This window comes from Nostoc sp. TCL26-01, assembly GCF_013393945.1.
Classification (GTDB): domain Bacteria; phylum Cyanobacteriota; class Cyanobacteriia; order Cyanobacteriales; family Nostocaceae; genus Trichormus.
Map to the genome: position 1 here is coordinate 1940218 of NZ_CP040297.1, position 20891 is coordinate 1961108.

16 protein-coding genes and 3 pseudogenes are annotated in these 20891 nt (G+C 40.5%); 10 read left to right on the forward strand and 9 right to left on the reverse strand.

Annotated elements, in window-relative coordinates; translation table 11 throughout:
- Positions 1–36: 36 nt before the first annotated feature.
- Together FD725_RS08260 and FD725_RS08265 are read right to left on the reverse strand one after the other, a co-directional pair.
- A complete protein-coding gene (locus FD725_RS08260) occupies positions 37–618 on the reverse strand; it encodes a thioredoxin family protein (RefSeq protein ID WP_179047677.1) in 582 nt (193 codons plus the stop codon).
- A 243-nt stretch (positions 619–861) separates the two neighbouring features.
- Positions 862–1077 carry a chlorophyll a/b-binding protein gene (locus FD725_RS08265; RefSeq protein ID WP_179047678.1) on the reverse strand — a complete coding sequence of 72 codons (216 nt, stop codon included), beginning with the start codon at positions 1075–1077 and terminating at the stop codon, positions 862–864.
- Positions 1078–1194: 117 nt separating this feature from the next.
- Between FD725_RS08265 and FD725_RS32945 the strand changes: the two are divergent.
- From FD725_RS32945 to FD725_RS32955, 3 pseudogenes are all read left to right on the forward strand, one after another.
- Positions 1195–1482 (forward strand): annotated as a pseudogene (locus FD725_RS32945) (FAD-dependent thymidylate synthase); the annotation flags it as partial.
- A 195-nt stretch (positions 1483–1677) separates the two neighbouring features.
- A pseudogene (locus FD725_RS32950) lies at positions 1678–2838 on the forward strand (HNH endonuclease); the annotation flags it as partial.
- A gap of 3 nt (positions 2839–2841) precedes the next feature.
- A pseudogene (locus FD725_RS32955) lies at positions 2842–3276 on the forward strand (FAD-dependent thymidylate synthase); the annotation flags it as partial.
- Positions 3277–3290: 14 nt separating this feature from the next.
- Here the strand turns inward: FD725_RS32955 and FD725_RS08275 are convergent.
- From FD725_RS08275 to FD725_RS32385, 4 genes are all read right to left on the reverse strand, one after another.
- Positions 3291–5819 carry a DUF3769 domain-containing protein gene (locus tag FD725_RS08275; RefSeq protein WP_179047679.1) on the reverse strand — a complete coding sequence of 843 codons (2529 nt, stop codon included), beginning with the start codon at positions 5817–5819 and terminating at the stop codon, positions 3291–3293.
- A 203-nt stretch (positions 5820–6022) separates the two neighbouring features.
- Positions 6023–6139 carry a photosystem II reaction center protein I gene (locus FD725_RS08280; protein ID WP_179047680.1) on the reverse strand — a complete coding sequence of 39 codons (117 nt, stop codon included), beginning with the start codon at positions 6137–6139 and terminating at the stop codon, positions 6023–6025.
- Positions 6140–6582: 443 nt separating this feature from the next.
- Positions 6583–7278, reverse strand: coding sequence for a DapH/DapD/GlmU-related protein (locus tag FD725_RS08285; RefSeq protein WP_179047681.1), 696 nt, complete (start codon positions 7276–7278; stop codon positions 6583–6585).
- Between the two features lie 434 nt (positions 7279–7712).
- Positions 7713–7841: a hypothetical protein gene (locus FD725_RS32385; RefSeq protein ID WP_255449162.1), complete on the reverse strand. Its 129-nt coding sequence runs from the start codon at positions 7839–7841 to the stop codon at positions 7713–7715.
- 766 nt (positions 7842–8607) lie between these two features.
- Between FD725_RS32385 and FD725_RS08290 the strand changes: the two genes are divergently transcribed.
- Together FD725_RS08290 and glgP are read left to right on the forward strand one after the other, a co-directional pair.
- Positions 8608–8916, forward strand: coding sequence for a hypothetical protein (locus tag FD725_RS08290; RefSeq protein WP_179047682.1), 309 nt, complete (start codon positions 8608–8610; stop codon positions 8914–8916).
- Positions 8917–9316: 400 nt separating this feature from the next.
- Entirely contained in the window at positions 9317–11884 is a 2568-nt protein-coding gene (glgP, locus tag FD725_RS08295) for an alpha-glucan family phosphorylase (protein ID WP_179047683.1), read from the forward strand.
- A gap of 209 nt (positions 11885–12093) precedes the next feature.
- On the opposite strand, the gene FD725_RS08300 is transcribed toward glgP, so the two are convergent.
- The 3 genes from FD725_RS08300 to FD725_RS32960 form a co-directional block, all read right to left on the reverse strand.
- On the reverse strand, positions 12094–12831 hold the full coding sequence (locus tag FD725_RS08300; protein WP_179047684.1) for a DUF429 domain-containing protein: 738 nt from the start codon (positions 12829–12831) through the stop codon (positions 12094–12096).
- Positions 12832–12901: 70 nt separating this feature from the next.
- Positions 12902–13852 (reverse strand): prolyl aminopeptidase, encoded by a 951-nt coding sequence (gene pip / locus FD725_RS08305; RefSeq protein WP_179047685.1) that lies wholly within the window; start codon positions 13850–13852, stop codon positions 12902–12904.
- Positions 13853–13958: 106 nt separating this feature from the next.
- A complete protein-coding gene (locus FD725_RS32960) occupies positions 13959–14918 on the reverse strand; it encodes a CAP domain-containing protein (protein WP_306296895.1) in 960 nt (319 codons plus the stop codon).
- 337 nt (positions 14919–15255) lie between these two features.
- Here FD725_RS32960 and trpS point away from each other — a divergent pair, with 337 nt between their 5' ends.
- From trpS to FD725_RS08335, 5 genes are all read left to right on the forward strand, one after another.
- Positions 15256–16263, forward strand: a complete 1008-nt coding sequence (trpS, locus tag FD725_RS08315; RefSeq protein ID WP_179047686.1) for a tryptophan--tRNA ligase — start codon at positions 15256–15258, stop codon at positions 16261–16263.
- A 274-nt stretch (positions 16264–16537) separates the two neighbouring features.
- Complete coding sequence (locus FD725_RS08320) at positions 16538–17467, forward strand: methylenetetrahydrofolate reductase (protein WP_179047687.1); 930 nt, start codon at positions 16538–16540, stop codon at positions 17465–17467.
- Positions 17468–17535: 68 nt separating this feature from the next.
- Positions 17536–18765: a DUF262 domain-containing protein gene (locus FD725_RS08325; RefSeq protein ID WP_306296896.1), complete on the forward strand. Its 1230-nt coding sequence runs from the start codon at positions 17536–17538 to the stop codon at positions 18763–18765.
- Positions 18762–19925 carry a DUF3696 domain-containing protein gene (locus tag FD725_RS08330; RefSeq protein ID WP_179047688.1) on the forward strand — a complete coding sequence of 388 codons (1164 nt, stop codon included), beginning with the start codon at positions 18762–18764 and terminating at the stop codon, positions 19923–19925. Before FD725_RS08325 ends, FD725_RS08330 begins: the two co-directional genes overlap by 4 nt.
- A 3-nt stretch (positions 19926–19928) precedes the next feature.
- A complete protein-coding gene (locus FD725_RS08335) occupies positions 19929–20888 on the forward strand; it encodes a hypothetical protein (RefSeq protein ID WP_179047689.1) in 960 nt (319 codons plus the stop codon).
- Positions 20889–20891: the final 3 nt, after the last annotated feature.

Below are 20891 nucleotides of genomic sequence, written 5' to 3' on the forward strand. Positions count from 1 at the left end.
GGAATAAGCAGCTTATTCCCTATTCCCTGCTATATCTCAACCAAAATAACTAGGTTCATTGCCTGGTTTCCACTTAATATTGCAACCCACACTAGGTTTTTGTTCGCTGTTGACAGGTTTACCAGCCAATACAGCATCAATGGCAGCGCGTAAATCTACACCAGTTACGGGTTTACCATTACTAGGACGACTATCATCTAATTGCCCTCTGTAAACGAGTTTGCGTTCTCCATCAAACACAAAAAAATCAGGTGTGCAAGCTGCTGTGTAAGCTCTGGCTATTTCCTGAGTCTCGTCGTAGCATAAGCTAAACTGCCAGCCTAGTTGTGTCGCCAAGGCTTTGAGCGAATCTGGTGCATCATCGGGATAATTTTTGGCATCATTGGCGCTAATAGCAATGATTCCTAAATCGCTGGCAGAATAATCTCTGTCTATCTGTGTTAATTCGTTTTGAATGTGTTTGACGAATGGACAATGCCGACAAATAAACATGACTAATAGTGCTTTCTTGTCAGCAAAACTGGCCAGTGAAATGACTTTGCCAGATACTACTTCTGGTAGATGAAAATCTGGTGCTTGTGTGCCTAATGGCAACATTGTAGAAGCAGTTAAAGCCATAGTTTTCAGTAGTTTGATTTTTGAATTTGGCTCTTGCAATCTGTCACTGTCAAAATAGCATAGATAGGGGATTGGGGACAGGGGACAGGAGACAGGGGATTGGGAAAAGTCAGCCATCCAGAAGGGGGAGGTAGTCTTGTGGTAGGGCTGGGGACTGCTATTTTTTCATAAATTTAGAGACGGGAAAATTTCCCGTCTCTGAGGTTTGTTAACTTAAATTTTACAAATATTAAAATTTGCTGGTTATAAACTTGCTAGAAGACCAAGAATGCCGTGTCCGGTAAAGACTTCTAAGGCTATTAGGGAGATGAAACCAATCATTGCTAAACGACCGTTGAGTAGTTCTGCATAGGGTGTGAAGCCAGTGCGATCGCCTTGCTCATCTACATATACTTTTGGCTCGATCGCAAAGTTGTTTAGCTTACCTTGATCATCGATGATTGCACTACTTGTACGCATTTGATTTTCCCCGTTTTGTTTCTTGTTAAGAACTGTAACAAAGATATTAATTTTTGTAAAGTATCTGAATCTGCCGAAAGAGATATCATGGTGAATCGAGTTCAAAATCTCAAGCCAATGGATCGATTCCGAGTAGAAGTTATTGCTAAAACACCCAATCCCCAGCAGGTGATTTATGCGGCGATGCACCAGGATTATACTGATGGGTTCGTATTTGACGAGCGTGACTCTTGGCCTTCCGAGTCCGAATGCGGTGAAATTATTGTCAAGCGACTTTTAGCAGGCGAGAGGGGACACTATGGGCCTCTAGAACATCCGCAAATTGTCTTAAATTGTGGCTATTTTCCTCATAGTGTGATGCAGCAGGCGCGTACTCACAGAGTTGGTGTATCATTTGATGTACAATGCCTATCAGCTAATACTGAAATTACTTTCGTTAACTGTCAAGGCGAAACCAGCCGAAAATTGAAAAAAACTATAGGTGAGTTATACGATCTCTGGACTAACGGGGAAAAAGCAATTCGTCAAAGGTCAATTCGTGGTAGAAATGGAGAGCCACCTGGTGAATACCGACGTGATATTAAACAACGTATCCGTAAGATGCGTCTGCGAATTCTAAATGAAAAAACAGGCTTATTTGAAGTTGGACATATTAAAGATGTGATGTGTAGTGGTCTTCAGCCCGTCTACCGAGTTACTTTAGAAGATGGAAAGACTCTAGATTGCACTGTTAACCATCGCCTATTGACATCAGAAGGCTGGCAAACAATGGGTGATGCTGTAGACTTAGTTATCAATGCTGATGGTAGCGTGGTCAAAATGGCTAAAGAGTGCTATTTGATGTGTAATGGTCTAGCAGTTGTAAGTGATGGACTTTACAGAAATAAAGAATGGCTAGAATCGCAGATTGCACAGGGACTTTCTACATTAGAAATTGCTCAATTATCTGAATGTTCTGTTAACACTGTTAGAAGTTGGGCTATCAAATATGGATTATCTTTAAATCACAAAGATACTAAATTTACTAAAGAAAACAAACCTTGGAACTATAATCCTGATGCCCTATACCGGGATAAGTTTTGGTTAGAGGAACAACTTAGTAAAGGACTCCATGCTGATGAAATAGCAAGGCTGGCTAACTGTTCAATAGAGGCAATCAAAAAATGGGTTTACACTTACGGATTATCGTTAAATAAAAAACCATCTGGTTCCAAAACTCCTTGGAACCAGGGTAAAAGTGGTTATCGCTTAAACTTATCAGCAGAAAGTCGTCAAAAACGTATAGAAAACGCGAAAAAATTTACAAAAAGAAAAGAGGAGTCTAATTTCTGGAAAGGAGGTACATCTGATGAACGGGAGTTAATAGGTACATGGACAAGAGGAGTTGCACCGCGAGTACATGAAAAGTTCAACTACATTTGTCAAAAATGTAGGGTTCGTGGTGGTAATCTTCATGCTCATCATTTAATCCCAGTTTATGTTGATGATTCGTTAGCATACAAATTTGATAATCTAGTGACTCTATGTAAAGAGTGTCATGAATATATTCATCATCATAACCAAGAAGCTGAGTTTGCTAAATTTTATAACCCAATACTAGATACTGAAAACTGGCAACCTAAACCCAAACCAAGAAGCCGAAAGTTAAGGACACATCCCCTTAAAGTTAAGAGTGTAGAATATATGGGGCAACAAATGACTTATGACTTAGAAGTTGAAGGTGATTGGCATAATTTTGTTGCTAATGGCATTGTAGTTCATAACTCTTTCCGTTATACAGGGAACCAATTTATTGAAGTGGTAGAAGGAAAGAAAGATATAGAAGATGTGATTTACCTGCGTCCTGTGGGCTATTACACTGACAGGCAAGGTAAAAAATACTATTATTCACCAGAACAAAGAGCCGCAGATTTGCAGTGGTGTCTAGAAGCAGCTAAACGATACAAAGCTGATTTTGAAGGGGGAATGTCGGAAGAACACGCACGGGGAAAAGTACCTTTTGATTATCGCCAGCATTTTGTCGTCAGCTTGAATGTGCGTTCATTTTTGCATTTTTGTGATTTGCGAAATAAAAAAGATGCACAATTAGAAATTCAAAAGCTGTGCGAATTAATGTGGCCTCACTTTGAAGCATGGACACCAGCGATCGCTCAATGGTATGAAAAGCAGCGTTTAGGTAGAGCCAGGTTAGCACCTTAATGAATGTCCGAACCTTAATTACCCGGACGCACCACACCACCAACAACGGGTTTAACATCAGTAAACGGATCTGTGCCACCTGTCCAGTTAAAATCACTAATGCGGATGCTAATACCGCCTAATTCCAATACTGGGTTGTAGCGCAAAGTAATTCCGTAGGTACGCCGACTGTATTCAATGGTGTAATCAGTGCTACTTTGTTCACCTGTATCTAAGTTAATCGATGTTTGAAAACCCAAGCGCACAGGGCCATAAATTTGTTGGGATATACCAGCACTCAGCACTTGATTATCAACAGATCGGTCAAACAAGAAAGGTGATAGACCACTAGTTAAACCTTGGGAATAAATGATATTGAAAGCAGTGTAGTCTAGGAAGGGGCGAGAAAAATGACCAATCTGCCCGACTAAGCCAATTGTGCCGATGAGGGTACTTTGATTATCGCCGTTAGTATAAAAACTAGTAGTACCTGTCAGACCAGCGATCGCCTGCAAGTAAGGAACTACTGGGGTAGGTGTATATTTTAACCCAGCCGTTGCGGTAGCTGCTAGCGGTTTGCCTCGCCACAGTGACACCCCAGTACTGAGAGCCGCACTACTTTGAAAGCGCCCAAGGGAAATGCGATCGTTGTCGCGGATTGGCTCTAACAAGTCTTGGCGATCGGTGTTCGCTTCGATATACTGTGCGCCTGCTTGATAGCTGAGGTTAATGCCACTTTTGCCTAAAGGAATCGCCGGAGAAATAATTACACCACCCAAACTACTTTGGACGGTTTGAAAGCCCAGTGTACCGTTGTAGAGGCGATCGCGGTAGCTATATTCCCAATTGACGACGTAGGGATTCTGATCGCTTAAAGCTTGGCGTAACCGCAAACTCGCTTTTAAATTTTCGTCTACTTCGTCTAAGTTAAAACTAGTGAGTTCACCGGAACCCTGAAGAACTGCTCGTGGACTTAAAACAGCGTTTAACCTAGCTTTTACACCAAATAGCCCTGCGATATCATCTTGTTCTTGGATGGCTTTCTGGGCAAAAAACTGTGGTGTAATCTGTAGGCGGGCATTATCTGTATTGATGAGTGTAAAACCACGTTCAATGAATAAACCACCCCGTTTATCACCATCGAAGCCAGGGGAAACGATAAATGGTGTGGTGTCTCTCTCCCGCCGATCAATTGTCTGCTCATTCACTGGGATAGGCAGAGTAAACTTGTCATCAAAGACTAAACGCTGTCGCTGTGTGTTGACCCGATCAATTAAGGGAGCTTGCCTTGTCACCGTCACTTTATCAGCTCGTATCTCTAATTCTGGTGGCGAAAATGGGTCATTAGTAAGTCGCACATTTCGAGCTTGCCAACCACGGGGATAGAATTCAATTTGCTTGGCTTCAAATCTGATGCGATTGACTTGACCCCCTGATTTTTGTGTTGGTAGGTTACTCGCTTGTCTGCCCCCAAAGGCAAAATCAATGCCACCGGGGCTACTGACACCAGTCAGGGGTTGATTGGCACGGATGCGATCGCTTGGTAGTTCTCGTGGGACTCCCCCGGCGGTAATATCTGTAGGTAAGAAGGCAAAATCTGTCTGGGCTGAGGGTACGTAGATTTCTCCCCTGCCATTGGCGAGTTCGCCACTGTCTTGAATAAAGTTATAAGTAAAGCTTTCTCCCCGTAATACCTGATCCCCGCGTGTTAAGGCGACATTACCCGATCCGGCAGCAATTAAGTTATCTAAATTGACTTGTACGCGATCAGCATCTAGCACTGCCCCATCAAATCGGACTATAACATTCCCCTCTGCTGTGATAATTCGCCGTTGTTCATCATATTCTTGCCGATCTGATGTAACTTCGACAATTCGCGGTTGGGTCGGGGGAGTATTGTTGGGTGTCGTTGGGGTTGTCTGGGCTTGTGGGCTGGTGGATGATACTGATAGTTTATTGATGGAGTTGCGGGACTTAAACTCAATGACATTTGCTGTTGGTCGATTAATCGGTGGATGATCAGCAGCAGATGCAGAAATATTCACACTACCCGCAGTTTTTTGTACAGTAATCTGATCTTGCTTGGCTTGTTTCGTAAAATTCCCTTGGCTAACTGGCTCTTGGTAGGCAGGAAAATTCTGCTGATTTGTAATGTTGGGAACTGTGGGAGATTTGGTTGTTGCTTGAATGGGATAACCAATTGCCACAGGTTGTCCCAAATTCACTGCACTAGTGGGTGTGGGCGGGAGAGAAAATTCTGGCGGAAAAGTTTCTGGCTTAGTAGTGGATGGTGTAGGGGTGGAAGTGGCTAATTTTAGCTGGGATAGTGTGGGTGATGGCGTTATGCCCAGGGTAGCTGCTGGCCGAAAATTATCTATTGGCTTGACAATCGATCTGGGCGATGTTTGCTGTTGTAAGTTATCAATTTCTTGTTTTTTCTGAGGACTATAGTCAATCTCACTAACTAAATGAAACTGGGTATCACTAGCAGATAGAGGGGAATTTGCAGGTTGTATGGGTTCAACAAGAGAAGGCGGTGCAGGCGGCAGAACTGGATGGAGCATATTTTGGACACAATCAACCTAACAAATAGCCAAATTAAGAGCCGGAAGAATTTAGTTTTTGCCTTCCAACTGCCGCTTCCTGCCTGTATGCAGTTAGCCCCCGGAGGGAGACACAAGCGGCTAAAAATAAAATTTTCACAGCTTGTGTCTGTTAAATCTGGTGTTTGCCAGCTTTTGGCAGTCGTGGATGATTTGTCTAACTTCTACTCTAAATCCTGACGACCAGGGTTACGAGCTGGGTCATTAGACAAAAATCCGAAGATAAAAATCGTCAAGAAGAAGGCAACAACAATATAAACAGCGATTTTTAAAGTTAGCATCAGCGATATCTCCAGAGATTAGGGCTTTGTTTTTAGTATCTGCAAAGCAGAAAAAGGATAGTTACTTTATATTACCCATATCTCGTTCCTTTTGGAGAGGGCTAGGACGTTGGTTATCAGTTGTCAGTTATCAGTTATCAGTGATGTATTTATCCTGGGGTCAGAATCCCTCACTTCAAGCGAAATGGTAGATAACAGTTAGGGTCAAATCCTCGACTGAAACTTTGATAACTGTTCACTGTTCACTGTTCACTGATTTAATAGCCACCTCACTACAAATTTATCGGTTTTATGGATTTACCAGCTGATGCTCAGTTTTTGGTAGCTATCCCTGAATCAGTTAAGTTCTTAACTCGTTCATCTTGTGACGTTTACTCTCGACAGAGGTTTCCCAATTTATCTGCCTAGAGCAAAATCTAGATTTTGGCAAATCCGTAGTTAAGTTAAACTTGAGTATTAATTAAATCCTTGGCATTACGGCTTCTAATAACTCGTGCAGGCGCACCCACAGCTACAGAAAAGGCAGGAATGTTTTTATTGACTACTGCACCTGCTCCAATTACACTTCCTTGACCAATTGTTACACCATCTAAAACTGTGACTCCATGCCCTAGCCAACAATCATCTTCTATCACAATCCCTTTACTAGTTACACCTTGGTCTTTCATCGGTCGTGTGGTATCTGTGAAATTGTGATTATTCGCGTATATGCCTGAATGAGCAGCTATCATACAGCGCTTACCAATTTTAATATCACCAGGGCCAGCAATACAAACATCAGGGCCAATAAAAGTTTCTATATCAATGTGTATACAGGTATCTTCTAAACAACCTATATCGACATTACGCTCAATTGCTACTCCATCTGCTAAATAAATTTTATTATTTGGGTGTCCTTTGGCATCAAGACGCACACCTTTAAATAGGTGTACTCCGTCACAAATTTCCATACTCGCAGCATTAATAAATTCAACGCCGTGTTGAATAAATACTGAGTTTCCCATGTGAGCAAAAATTTGCCGATATACGAGATTTCTTAATTTTGGGCCGAAGGCGAGGGTAGAGATATCACCGAAAATAGCGATCGCTAGCAGTTCTGGAAATCTGTGCCATTTTGAGGAATATTGCTTGTTAGTCATGACCAAATTACAAGAGATGAATGGTGTTAATAATCTTGAAGTGGTATTGGCGTTATATCCTGTGTTTTGGTAATCATACTTCTGCTGATATTTAGGTAATGAATTAATTACTAATTGGTAAGAATTTCCTCTCGATTACCTATGAGCAATTAGCTATTACCAATATCAGAGATTACATCTCAATCACTAGCAACTTTAATGATTAGCTACGTTGGTAAACACCATATTTAGCAACGGCGTTTTTCGATAATTATTTCAGCGCCAATATGCTAGATAGGTAGCGTATCTAACCCAGAATATGAAATTGTAAAATTGATTGCAAGAAACTACATTTTGCACAGGCTAACTCAAAGTCAGTGCAACGATTTGCCTGGACAGCAAAATATAATTTATGTTAATCCTTACTTGGTAAGACTTACCTAAATATAACCAAGTTAAGGTGGAGTATCTCCAACTTCAGCCATCACATTAAAATTAACCATCGGTGCAAACAAGTAAGCGCTTCCCCGATTGCTGTGACGACTTTCCGGCAACGAATTTTTAGAGTATGCTGCTCTCATCATGTTGCACACAGATGACTTACAAACCAAATCACGATTGTTTTACATGAATGGCTTTTGACAATAATTGCTCACCAGCATAACACACATTATTTGATGTGAATCAACCCTAAGCAGTAAGTTTATTTTGATATTATTAACTCTATGTAAATCTGTCACTCAGTATTATTTAATTTATCAGAGTTTCACTAATTAAATATTCACATTATTGGCTGGTTAAATATAGCATTTACTAACCTGCTGAAGTCCTGATTAACCTGCTAATAAAACTGGGCAATCTCCTCGCCCCTCTGTGTTGAAAAAAAATCTCCCTGTAGCTCACTTAACTAGGAATCGCTATAAGTGCAAAATATGACATCTATATTTTATACTTAACTTGATTTAAACTCAAAATGATATTTAAGATACTATTAAATAGATTACAAGTAAAAAACTAGGCTAATAATTATTATCTATCACACAAAATTTGTAAATCCCCCAATCAGGTGAGCCAATTGGGGGATGTGTACTTGGTGTCAGTCATTATAAATTTTGGAAACAATCGAATAAGATTTACGCAGTATCACAGATTTTTCATGCTGTTTTGTCGATAGTCAATTGTCAAGAGTGAAATAGTGCGTTCCTTTCGCCTTGTGGCTTGATTTTTGACAACCCTCATCAGTTGGCTGGTGTTTAGTGCGTAGATTCTATCTAAATATCACTTTGCATTCATCAACACTTGATGATATCTCAAAGGTATTATTGTTAACTCCCTCACTGGGCGAGAATTATGGCTCTAATTCAAAATATTGCTCAAAAAGCTATAAATATAGGTTATTTAAGTAATTCAGACTACAACCAAATCCAGGCATTACTGAAAACTAATTTTGATTCAGAAGATTTAGATGCCTTGATTATTTTACAGCGTGCGATCGCCGCCGGTGATGTCAAGCGAGAGTCATCCTACTTATCATCTAGTGGTAGAGACAATAAATCTAGTATTCAACGCGCTTATCAAATAGCTGCAGAAATGACTTTTGCCGCAGCTGTCGCCTTGACTAGGCAAAAAAATCATCATGATCAACCATCTTTAGGCTGACTAGAAGATGATAACTGAGACTAGCGATCGCCTGAGAGAATTTAGGGTAATTAAACCTGAAAATATCGCTACAATTTTTGGGCGATCGCTCAATTGCTCATCTTAGCCCAAGTTCTTACCCATTAATTATTACTACTCTCATAAATTTCAGTATTGTGCAAGATTTAATACCAACGAATCTTTAAGAAAATCTTTAAATTTGTATATCTTGAGTTTCCTTATGAAGAACAAGAGACGTAAAACAAAGACTGACAGTACACAGTTTACAATCTACCAACCAGAATGATTTTCCATCCTTAACAAAGTCATGGCAATTTTACAAACATAGTATAAAGAATTGGCAACATTGGGTAAAGACAGTCAACAATAGCCTTAGCTAAACTAGGAGCGTTGCTAACCTATGCAGCCAATTCGCACATTCAATGTATCTCCGTCTCTACCGCCGCGACTGGAACCGTTGCGGCGACTAGCGTATAATTTACATTGGGATTGGAACGTTGAGACTAAAGACTTATTTCGTCGCTTAGACCCAGATTTATGGGAATCTGTTCATCACAACCCAGTACTAATGCTGGGTACAATCAGTCAAGGAAGACTGATAGAAGTGGTGGAAGATGAAGGTTTCCTGGCACAAATGGATCGTGCCAACCGTCAGTTAGAGGACTATCTCCAAGAGCGTACATGGTATCAGAAACAGCGCTCTCAAAAGCCAAAAGAATGTTACGCTTATTTCTCGGCTGAATTTGGACTAGTAGATTGTCTACCCATCTACTCTGGTGGCTTAGGCGTTCTGGCGGGAGATCATCTCAAATCTGCCAGTGACTTGGGTTTACCCTTAGTTGGTATAGGTTTACTGTATCAACAAGGCTATTTTGCCCAGTATCTCAACGCCGATGGTTGGCAACAAGAACGTTACCCCATTAACGATTTCTATAATATGCCTTTGCACCTGGAGCGCAATGCTGATGGTTCAGAACTGCGGATTGCGGTAGACTATCCCGGACGCAAGGTATACGCTAGGGTGTGGCGTGTACAGGTGGGAACAGTACCCCTGTATATGCTAGATACAAATATTGAACCCAACAACCCCTACGATCACGATATTACAGACCAACTCTATGGTGGTGATATCGATATGCGTATCCACCAAGAGATTATGCTGGGTATTGGTGGTGTACAATTGTTGAAAGCCTTGGGTTATACAGTCACGGCTTATCACATGAATGAAGGTCATGCTGCCTTCTCGGCTTTAGAACGTATCCGCCTGTTGATTCAAGAACAGGGGTTGAGTTATGCAGAAGCTAAACAGCTAGTCAGTTCCAGCAATATCTTTACCACTCACACCCCAGTACCCGCAGGTATTGACTTATTCCCCCCTGAAAAAATTCTGCATTATCTGGGATATTATGCAGATATCTTTGGCTTACCCAAAGAGCAATTTTTGGGACTGGGGCGAGAAAATACGGGAGATTTGTCTGGGCCTTTCAGTATGGCGGTGCTAGCTTTGAAGATGGCAACATTTTCTAATGGAGTAGCCCAACTGCATGGTGTGGTATCACGACAAATGTTCCAAGGGTTATGGAAGAAAGTTCCCGTAGAAGAAGTACCCATCGCCGCAATTACTAACGGTGTTCACGCCCGGAGTTGCGTTGCCAAATCCACCCAGGAGTTATACGATCGCTATCTAGGGCCAAATTGGTCATCAGTCCCACCAGATAACCAATTGTGGGAACGCATGGATGCAATCCCCGATGAAGAATTATGGCGCAATCATGAACGCTGTCGCCTGGACATGGTATTGTATGTCCGTGATCATTTAGTCAAACATTTGCGCGATCGCGGTGCTTCAAGTTCAGAAATTGCCCAAGCGCAAGAAGTTCTCGACCCCAATGTCTTGACCATTGGCTTTGCTCGTCGTTTTGCTACCTACAAACGTGCTACCCTGTGGATGCGGGACATTGAACGCATCAAGCGTATTTTACTAGGTGACAAAGACCGCAAGGTACAATTTGTTATCGCTGGGAAAGCCCACCCCAAAGACATTCCCGGTAAAGAACTGATCCGCGATATTAACCACTTTATCCGCGAACAACACTTAGAAAAACAGATAGTGTTTGTTCCTAACTACGACATTCATATTTCCCGCCTCATGGTTGCAGGTTGTGATATCTGGTTAAACACACCCCGTCGTCCCAGAGAAGCCTCCGGTACTAGTGGGATGAAAGCATCCATGAATGGACTACCTAACCTCAGTGTCTTAGATGGTTGGTGGGATGAAGCTGATTATGTCCGCACAGGCTGGGCGATAGGACATGGAGAAAATTACGAAGATCCCAATTACCAGGATGAAGTAGAAGCCAATGCTCTCTACGATTTATTGGAAAAAGAAGTCGTACCCTTATTCTATGACCACCGCGATGTCGATGGTTTACCACGTCCTTGGGTTGCCAAAATGAAGGACGCAATTCGGCTGAATTGTCCATTCTTCAATACCGCGCGAATGGTGCGAGAATATGCACTCAGGGCTTACTTCCCAGCCAGCGATCGCTATCATACCCTGATCTCTGATAACTTTGCCCCAGCGAAAGAATTAGCAACTTGGAAAGCAAAACTGAGTGACCACTGGTTTAATATCAAAATCAAAGATATTGACGTATCCGTAGGCGCAGATATTGAAGTTAATCAAACTGTTGCCGTTAAAGCTAAGGTAGACTTAGCAACTTTAAATAACGATGATGTGCAAGTGGAACTATATCAAGGTTCCATCGATGCTAATGGCGATATTGTCAACGCTATCCCCGTAGTCATGGACTATCAAGGACAAGATACGGAAGGATTGAGTGTTTACACCGCCAATATCATCTACAGCACCTCTGGTTTGCAAGGCTTGTCTTTGCGCGTGTTACCAAAACACCCACATCTATCTAGTCCTTATGAACCTCGCTTGATTGCTTGGGCGGAGGAGTAGAGAGTGAGGGAGTGATGAGTGCTGTTAGCGGTAGCGGGGCGTTTAGCCCGTGATGAGTGCTGAGTTAGGAGTTAAAAGAACTTACACAAGGAGGCGGGCTTCTATTTAGTATATAAATACTGAGTAGAAATCAACTCACTACTCACTACTCACTCACTACTCAGCACTCACTACTCACTACTCACTCACTACTCACTACTCACTACTCATCACTCAGCACTCAGCCCTGCTTTAGGAATAACAATATAACCCGTAGTGCGATCGCCTAATACAAGATTACGCTGTTCTCCCCAATACCACCAGTGTGCAGCTACATAAGCACAAATTAAACTATCCAGTTTATCTTCAGTTGCTTTCAATTCTGTACCTGTGTGGGGAATTTCAATTAAGGACAAATTGCTGACAGACAAAGCAGGTTCAAAGCTAGGTAGCATATCAATAATATATTGATAAAGTCTAATTAATTCTAAGCGACGCTCACTAATGCGTCCTTTTTTATATTTAAGAATGCGTTCTAAGCCAAATAAATGGACTATCGCTGGATGGGGAAAGACTTCGATTTGATATCTGTCTGGTTTTTGCGGTTCAATTGTGGGTGCGTGAACAAAGCCACGAGATTCTAACTCTAAACCAAAATTGATGGTACGTTCTGCAAAGGGGAGGTTTTGGTTTGCAGGATAACAACCGGCGTGATATTTACCGAAATATTTATGGGTGAGTTTGTCAGGAAGACGGCTACCTGTGGGGTTGGGAATTAGGGTTGGTGCGTCTACAGCGATGAGGGCTGGTTCAGTTGGTTGTACCCAGGTATCTAGCCATGTGAAAATGTGAGCGATCGCATCTTGACGATCTAAATCAAGTATCTCTAATTTGCCCTCAGTTAATTGTAAGCAACATAAGCCACTTGGTTGAGACTTCCACCCTAAATCAACACCAATAAATTTCATCTTTTTAAAAATAAAAATTCCTCAATACACAAGCTAGAATCATCAAATTTTCTTTTCTAGCCTCTAGCCTCTAGCCCCTCTCACCAAACCTATCCGTCGCCTCAATCAATGCACTACAGATTCCTACTTCACTCATGGAATGACCAGCATCAGGAACTACAATAAATTCTGCTTCTGGCCAAGCACGATGTAATTCCCAAGCTGATATCATGGGGCAGACGACATCATAACGACCTTGGACAATCACTGCTGGAATATGTCGAATTCGCGGAACATTTAATAGTAGCTGATCTTCAACTTCAAAAAAACCTTTATTAATAAAATAATGACATTCAATTCGAGCAAAAGCCTCAGCAAAGTCATTATCACAAAAAGTTTGCATTAGCTGAGTATCAGGAAATAATCTACTCGTACTAGCTTCCCAAATCGACCAAGCACGCGCTGCTTCTAGTCTGATTTGTAAGTCTGGACTAGTTAAACGTTTGTAATAAGCATTGAGTAAATCATCACGCTCATCTACAGGAATTGGTTTGAGATATTCTTCCCAAGCATCAGGAAATATATAGCTAGTACCTTCTTGATAAAACCAGCGTAACTCCTTTTGTCGCAGCATGAATATACCGCGTAAAATTAACCCCAAACATCGCTCAGGATGAGTTTGACTATAAGCTAATGATAAAGTGCTACCCCAACTACCACCAAAAACCACCCACTTTTCTATTCCTAAATACTCTCGCAATTTTTCAATATCATTTACTAAATCCCATGTTGTATTTTCTCGTAATTCGGCATGGGGTAAACTTTGACCACAACCACGTTGATCAAACATGACTAATCGCCATTTATCAGGATGAAAATATTGTCGATAAACTGGTGGACAGCCACCACCGGGGCCACCGTGTAGTAGGACTATGGGTTTACCTTGGGGATTTCCTGATTCTTCAAAATGAATTGTATGTAATTCCGAAACTTTTAATTTTCCTTCTTGGTAAGGTTCAATCGGTGGATAAAGTTCACGCATTTTTATGTTTAATAATTTTCTATTTATTAAAAATCCTACACCGTATATGAGATACAATGTAGGTAACTTAAGAATATAGTTTTTGCTCAGAAAAAACAAATATTTCCTACGGCTTGCGGATGAATATTTGCGTTAAGTAAACTTCGCCTTTGCTATTGACGGCGACACCAATACCTGTAAGGTTGTAGTTACCTTTGATATTGTTGAGATGTCCCGAACTCCTCAGCCAGCCTTGGACTGCTTGGGTAGCAGGATCACTATATCCGCGATTTGTGGCAACATTTTCCGCCGCAGCTTGGTAAGGAATAGCGATCGCCTGAACTCGCTGGGCAAAATTATAATGACCAAAGGGAACTGTACCACTCGCCATATTTTGGCTATGAATTCTGGCTTGATTGTCTATGGACGCATTGCGAGTTAGGGCTGGTAAACCTTGGGAGGTACGGAATTGATTGATTTGCTGAAACACAGATGCTTCTACATTGGCGATGTTAATTGTCGATTGGGGATTAGTGGGAGTAGAAGTTTGACTTGATGTCCGGATAAATATTTGCGTCAGGTAAACTTCGCCTTTGCTATTGACGGCGACACCAACCCCTGTGAGATTGTAGTTACCTCGAATATTGTTGAGATGTCCTGAACTCCTAAGCCAACCTTGGACTGCTTGGGTAGCAGGATCGCTATATCCGCGATTTGTGGCGACATTTTCCGCCGCAGCTTGGTAAGGAATAGCGATCGCCTGGACTCGCTGGGCAAAATTATAATGACCAAAGGGAACTGTACCATTCGCCATATTCTGACTATGAATTCTGGCTTGATTGTCTATGGACGCATTGCGAGTTAGGGCTGGTAAACCTTGGGAGGTACGGAATTGATTGATTTGCTGAAACACAGATGCTTCTACATTAGCAATGTCAATTGTAGACTGTGCTAGTAGATGACGACTAGATACTGATCTGTGCAAAGACTTTGGTATGTAAGTGTGCGCTGGCTCAGAAATAGCGATTACGCCACCCAGCACAACCAAAGCCCCCAAAACAAAGTTATTGATTTTTGAGCGAATCATTAATAGGGTAGTCTTAAAGACCTAGACGGGGAACTTCCATAACATCTAAGCAGACTCATCTTTATTAGACAAATACGTGATTGGGTAGTTTTTTAGTGTAAAATGAAACATTCTTTTGATAAACAGCCAATCATCATCAAAATTGCTAATTTTTCAACTCGACAACTCAAGGACTTCCAAAAACTAAAATATACAGTCACCCAATGCTATTTTTTTCCCCATCCCCCAATTTCTCATCCTCTAGACTGCGAGTTATCCTGGAAAATGTCAAAATGAAATGTGTTTTGCTATTGCCACTCAACACAGTGGAAATTTGAGATAACTAATTTATTGATTTATGGGTAAGCAGCGCGTTCTGTCGGGAGTTCAACCAACTGGTAATCTACATTTAGGTAACTATTTAGGCGCAATTCGCAACTGGGTAGAAATCCAAGACCAGTATGATAATTTCTTCTGTGTAGTGGATTTACACGCAATTACTGTACCGCATAATCCAGCTACATTAGCGGCAGACACTTATGCGATCGCTGCGCTATATTTAGCCTGTGGTATTGACTTAAACCACTCCAATATCTTTGTCCAATCCCACGTCTCAGCCCACAGTGAACTGGCTTGGTTACTCAACTGCATTACCCCCCTAAATTGGCTCCAAGACATGATCCAATTTAAAGAAAAAGCCGTCAAACAAGGGGAAAACGTTGGTGCTGGCTTGTTGATTTACCCCGTACTCATGGCGGCGGACATCTTGCTGTACCAAGCTGATAAAGTACCCGTAGGTGAAGACCAAAAACAACACTTGGAACTAACACGGGATATTGTCAACAGATTTAATCACCAATTTGCCAAAGATCAACCTGTATTGAAATTACCAGCGCCTTTAATTAGCAAAGAAGGTGCTAGGGTAATGAGTCTGACAGATGGAACACGCAAAATGTCCAAATCAGATCCCTCAGAGTTAAGCCGGATTAATCTTTTAGATACACCAGATCAGATCACTAACAAGATTAAACGCTGTAAAACTGATCCAATTCGCGGTTTAACCTTTGATGACCCAGAACGTCCAGAGTGTGATAACTTGTTAACTCTATATATGCTGTTGTCTGGCAAAACCAAACAAGCAGTAGCCACCGAATGTCAAGATATGGGCTGGGGACAATTCAAGCCATTGTTCACCGAAACAGTCATCAATGCTTTGAAACCCATACAAGACAAGTACCAAGAAATCACCGCAGACAAAAGTTATTTAGAGTCTGTATTACGCGATGGACGCGAAAAAGCCGAAGCTGTCGCCAACCAAACTCTAACAGACGTGAAAGCTGCTCTGGGATACTCAATGCCTGTGTGAGAATAATTCGTAATTCTTAATGACGCTCGTTCGCTCTTAGCGTCTCCCCTTGGGAGAAGACTCGCTAACGTTACGCTAACGTAATTCGTAATTAATTCTCGCCAAAGGCGAGAAGCAAGCTACGTAATTGGGGAGTGATGAGTCAAAAATTATTTTTTCTCTTCTTCCCCAATCCCCAGTCCCCAATCTCCAATCCTCAGTCCCCAATCCCCAATCCCTTGTTCTTTAAAGTGTAATCTGTTATACCCTTGAAAAGAACAAACATATTCACATTATGGACGATAACCATAGCCATAATCCTTTGAATTATTTTAGTAAAGCAGCGCAAGCGGGTGATTTTTTAGTTACCGCCGAGGTAGCACCGCCAAAAGGGGTAAATCCCGCACATATGATTGAAATGGCAGCGACTCTTAAGGGGAGAGTTCATGCTGTCAATATTACTGATGGTAGCCGTGCCGTATTGCGGATGTCTTCATTAGTCGCATCAGCAATTTTATTACAACACGGGATTGAACCAGTTTGTCAAATAGCTTGCCGCGATCGCAACCGTATCGGATTACAAGCCGACCTCATGGGCGCTCATGCCTTGGGTATCCGTAATATCTTAGCCTTAACTGGCGACCCAGTAAAAGCAGGCGATCATCCCGAAGCCAAAGCCGTCTTTGATTTAGAAGCTGTACGACTACTGCAACTAATTCGGAAAATGAATCAAGGTGTCGATTGCAACGATAAACCCTTGACAGATGGTTCAACGGATTTATTTGTCGGTGCAGCTGTAGACCCGCAATGTGCCAGTTGGTCAGGTTTGCAAAGTCGCTTTGAACGCAAAATAGAAGCCGGAGCGCAATTTTTTCAAAGTCAATTAATCACCGATTTTGAAAGACTAGAAAAGTTCATGGACAAGATAGCTTCTACTCATAAGAAACCAATTTTGGCAGGAATTTTTCTGTTGAAATCAGCAAAAAATGCCCAATTTATTAATAGATGCGTTCCCGGTGTCAATATACCTGAGCATATTATTAATAGATTAGCCAAAGCCAAAGACCCCTTAGAAGAAGGTGTAAAAATTGCCGCCGAACAAGTACAAATAGCGCAGCAATTGTGTCAAGGTGTGCATATCATGGCCGTCAAACGAGAAGATTTGATTGCCAAAATTCTGGATTTAGCGGGAGTTGAGCCGGTGAATCAGGTGTTGGTGAAGTAGGCCAGTAACAGACTAGGTAGGTAGAGGCGTAAAATTTTGCGTCTCTACTATTTAGGGAGATAGTAAGATTGAAACAGCTAAGTTTAAAATACCCATTTGTTAATGTAATAATACCAAAAATAAATACTAGCTGGATGAATAGATATCCGTTCCAAGGAGTAACCGAAGTGGCAGATTTTAATAACCACAACCCAGAATTAGCTGATGAAGAAATTTTAGATGAAGAAGAAAATGATGAAGAGCAAGAGGAAAAAATTACTTTCCAGTATGATCCTGAAAAAATTAACATTGTAACTAGGGAACCTACAATAGAGCTATTGCTAAAAAGAATCAATGAAGAAGCCCTTGATTTAGCACCTGATTTCCAACGTCATGCAAACGTATGGAAAGAAGATGCTCAAAGTAGGCTGATAGAATCTATTATTATTCGCATCCCCATACCAGCATTTTATATAGATGCTACGAATGAAGATAAATGGTTAGTAGTCGATGGATTACAGCGTCTATTTGCACTAAAGCGCTTTATTCTTGACAAAAAACTCAAACTATCTGGATTAGAGTATCTTACCAATCTGGAAGATAAAACTTTCGATCAAATTGAGCGCAGATACCAACGCCGTCTTGAAGAAACTCAACTAACGGTATATTTGATCGAAAAAGGGACACCTCCAGAAATTAAATATAATATTTTTAAACGAATTAATACAGGAGGTCTTGCTTTATCTCCTCAAGAATTACGTCATGCACTTAATCCTGGTAAGGGAACAAAATTTCTAACTCACCTGGCGGCAGATTCAAAATTTCAGCAGGTAGTTAAGCTAGGGAATAACCGGAAAATGCGTATGGATGATCGGGAATTTATACTAGGGTTTTTAGCCTTTACTCTAACCCCTTATCAAAATTATGCGGATAATAGAGATACTTTTTTGACTAAAGCATTATCTAAGACAAATAAACTCTCTGAAGCAGAGTTAAATAAAATTGAAAATAATTTTAGAAGAACAATGGTAGCGGCTTGGAACATATTTGGTAAAAATGCCTTTCGTAAAATATCTAATTCCCAAAAGAAGCAGTTCCCTATAAATAAAGCTCTATTTGAATCTTGGTCAGTAATTTTGAGTAACTTAAGTGACGAAGAAATTCAAGTTTTGATAGAAAAAAAACAAGAATTAATCAATATATTTAAGGAATATGTAAGTAATGATAAATTATTTCTAGAATCCATATCTCAGGCAGCAGAAAGAGTACAGTATAGATTTAGTACTATAGAGACGATTATTCAGAAGGTACTTCTATGATTGATTCCCTGACGATCACAAATTTTAAGCCTTTTCAAAATCAATCTCTTAGATTCAGACCACTTACACTTTTATCTGGACTTAACAGCACTGGTAAATCGTCTGTTCTACAAGCATTATTATTATTAAGGCAATCTTATCAAAAAGGCTCGTTATTAAAAAAAGGTTTGGTACTTAATGGTGATTTAATTAATATTGGTACAGCTAAAGATGCTATTTTTGAAGGTGCATCTAAACAAGATGAGTTAGTATTTGAAATTCATTGGAAAAATGGTACGAAAAGTATATGGAAATTTAAAAATCAAGAAGAAGATATAGGAGCAAATTTTTTACATCTTACTTCAGAATTTGTAGATGATAAAGTATATGAATTTTCCAGCCTTTTTAATCAAAATTTTCATTACATTGAGGCAGAGCGAATAGGGCCAAGAGCATTTAATAAAATGTCATATGACAAAGTTCAATTACTTGGAACACTGGGTGCTAGATGTGAATATACATTAAATTTTCTTGCAGTTAATGAGAAGAAACCTATTGCTAATCAAAAATTAAGTCACCCGGAGGTAAAAATTTCACAACCACAATACGATGATCCGAAAGAAAAATCACTAGCTTTAATAGATCAAGTGGAAGCATGGATGGGAGAAATTAGCCCAGGTACACGCATCAGGATAAAATCAAACCCAGATATGGATTTGATAAATTTGCAATGCGCGTATGGAGATAGTAACCCTTACCGTGCAACTAATGTTGGTTTTGGTATTACTTATACTTTGCCAATCATTGTTGCGGTTCTCGCTTCTGAACCTGATACACTAATTCTAGTTGAAAACCCAGAGGCTCATCTTCATCCTAGAGGACAAACTAAAATGGGTGAATTACTAGCACTTGCCGCTAGTTGCGGTGTTCAAGTGGTGATAGAAACTCATAGTGATCATGTTTTAAATGGGATTCGTCTTGCTGTTCATGATGGTAAGCTTAAACCAGAAGACGTGCAATTACATTACTGTCAACGTGAAGAAAAACAGGGACAGGTCTACACAAAAGTAGTTTCACCACGTATTGATCGGGACGGTAGAATTGACCGATGCCCTGATGGATTTTTTGATGAATGGGAAAAAATTCTAGATGCTTTGTTAGAACCTGCTGCCGGAGATTAGTGTGTGGAGCTTGACTTAATATTAAATGAACTATCCCTACGATATCTAGCATCAAATGAGCGAATAGCACAACAATGGATGTCTGAATTAATTAAAACTATTAAAGCTTTTACGGCACAGGGTGTTAAGGTTAGCCTTCGCTCTAAAGATAAGTTTCATACAATCATGCTTGCACCTAATTATCCTGTAGGTCGTTGGTTTAATGATGCTGATCAAATAGAAAGAGGTTTTATAAAAGCTCTTGCAACAAAAGCTCCCTTATCGATAGATATAGACAATTCTGATATTCAAGATATTGAAAATAATATTGGTTTATTTGAATTCTATTATCAGGGAGAACTAGCAATTGGACTTGGTATTGCTCATTTACTTGATACCATATCAGTAAGTTTTAACTCAGAGCAATGCTGGAATTGTAGCAATATAGAAATTGATACAATACAACTTAATGAAAATGAGGAAATAGTTCATGAAATTTTAGATATTCTACACTCTAGCTACAGCCATCATGCTAGTGAACATAAAGAATGGATACAAAAGCGTATTCGTGACATCGTTCTTGATGGGGAAGATATGTGGGATCGGAAAAAAGAATTATTTCCCAACTTAGAATTTTGTGAAGTTGTGGGGAAGCAGTTAAAAAATATTCGGACTAGACAGTTAGAGCTTCAGCCTGTATTAAAAACATTGCGTGAGCTTCAGCAATGTACAGAAAACTGGAAAACTGGATCATTCAATGTAAAAGGTTATGCTATTGAGGAGTCTGGAGAAAGTGAACCAACTCTTAATAAATATAGAAATGAAAGGATGTTTCTTTGTCCCGATGGTGAAAAGCGTTTATTTGATAGACATATTAAATTAAAATTTTGTAACTGGCGAATTCACTTCTTACCAAAAGAACCAGGAAAAGTCTTTATTGGCTATATCGGTCGTCATCTTCCGACTGTGAAATATAGAACTTAGCAG

Bases quoted from the DNA above. Each gene is read 5' to 3' on its own strand.
- FD725_RS08260 (WP_179047677.1), bottom strand. From the start codon at position 618: ATGGCTTTAACTGCTTCTACAATGTTGCCATTAGGCACACAAGCACCA.
- FD725_RS08265 (WP_179047678.1), bottom strand. From the start codon at position 1,077: ATGCGTACAAGTAGTGCAATCATCGATGATCAAGGTAAGCTAAACAAC.
- FD725_RS08275 (WP_179047679.1), bottom strand. From the start codon at position 5,819: ATGCTCCATCCAGTTCTGCCGCCTGCACCGCCTTCTCTTGTTGAACCC.
- FD725_RS08280 (WP_179047680.1), bottom strand. From the start codon at position 6,139: ATGCTAACTTTAAAAATCGCTGTTTATATTGTTGTTGCCTTCTTCTTG.
- FD725_RS08285 (WP_179047681.1), bottom strand. From the start codon at position 7,278: ATGACTAACAAGCAATATTCCTCAAAATGGCACAGATTTCCAGAACTG.
- FD725_RS32385 (WP_255449162.1), bottom strand. From the start codon at position 7,841: ATGATGAGAGCAGCATACTCTAAAAATTCGTTGCCGGAAAGTCGTCAC.
- FD725_RS08290 (WP_179047682.1), top strand. From the start codon at position 8,608: ATGGCTCTAATTCAAAATATTGCTCAAAAAGCTATAAATATAGGTTAT.
- glgP (WP_179047683.1), top strand. From the start codon at position 9,317: ATGCAGCCAATTCGCACATTCAATGTATCTCCGTCTCTACCGCCGCGA.
- FD725_RS08300 (WP_179047684.1), bottom strand. From the start codon at position 12,831: ATGAAATTTATTGGTGTTGATTTAGGGTGGAAGTCTCAACCAAGTGGC.
- pip (WP_179047685.1), bottom strand. From the start codon at position 13,852: ATGCGTGAACTTTATCCACCGATTGAACCTTACCAAGAAGGAAAATTA.
- FD725_RS32960 (WP_306296895.1), bottom strand. From the start codon at position 14,918: ATGATTCGCTCAAAAATCAATAACTTTGTTTTGGGGGCTTTGGTTGTG.
- trpS (WP_179047686.1), top strand. From the start codon at position 15,256: ATGGGTAAGCAGCGCGTTCTGTCGGGAGTTCAACCAACTGGTAATCTA.
- FD725_RS08320 (WP_179047687.1), top strand. From the start codon at position 16,538: ATGGACGATAACCATAGCCATAATCCTTTGAATTATTTTAGTAAAGCA.
- FD725_RS08330 (WP_179047688.1), top strand. From the start codon at position 18,762: ATGATTGATTCCCTGACGATCACAAATTTTAAGCCTTTTCAAAATCAA.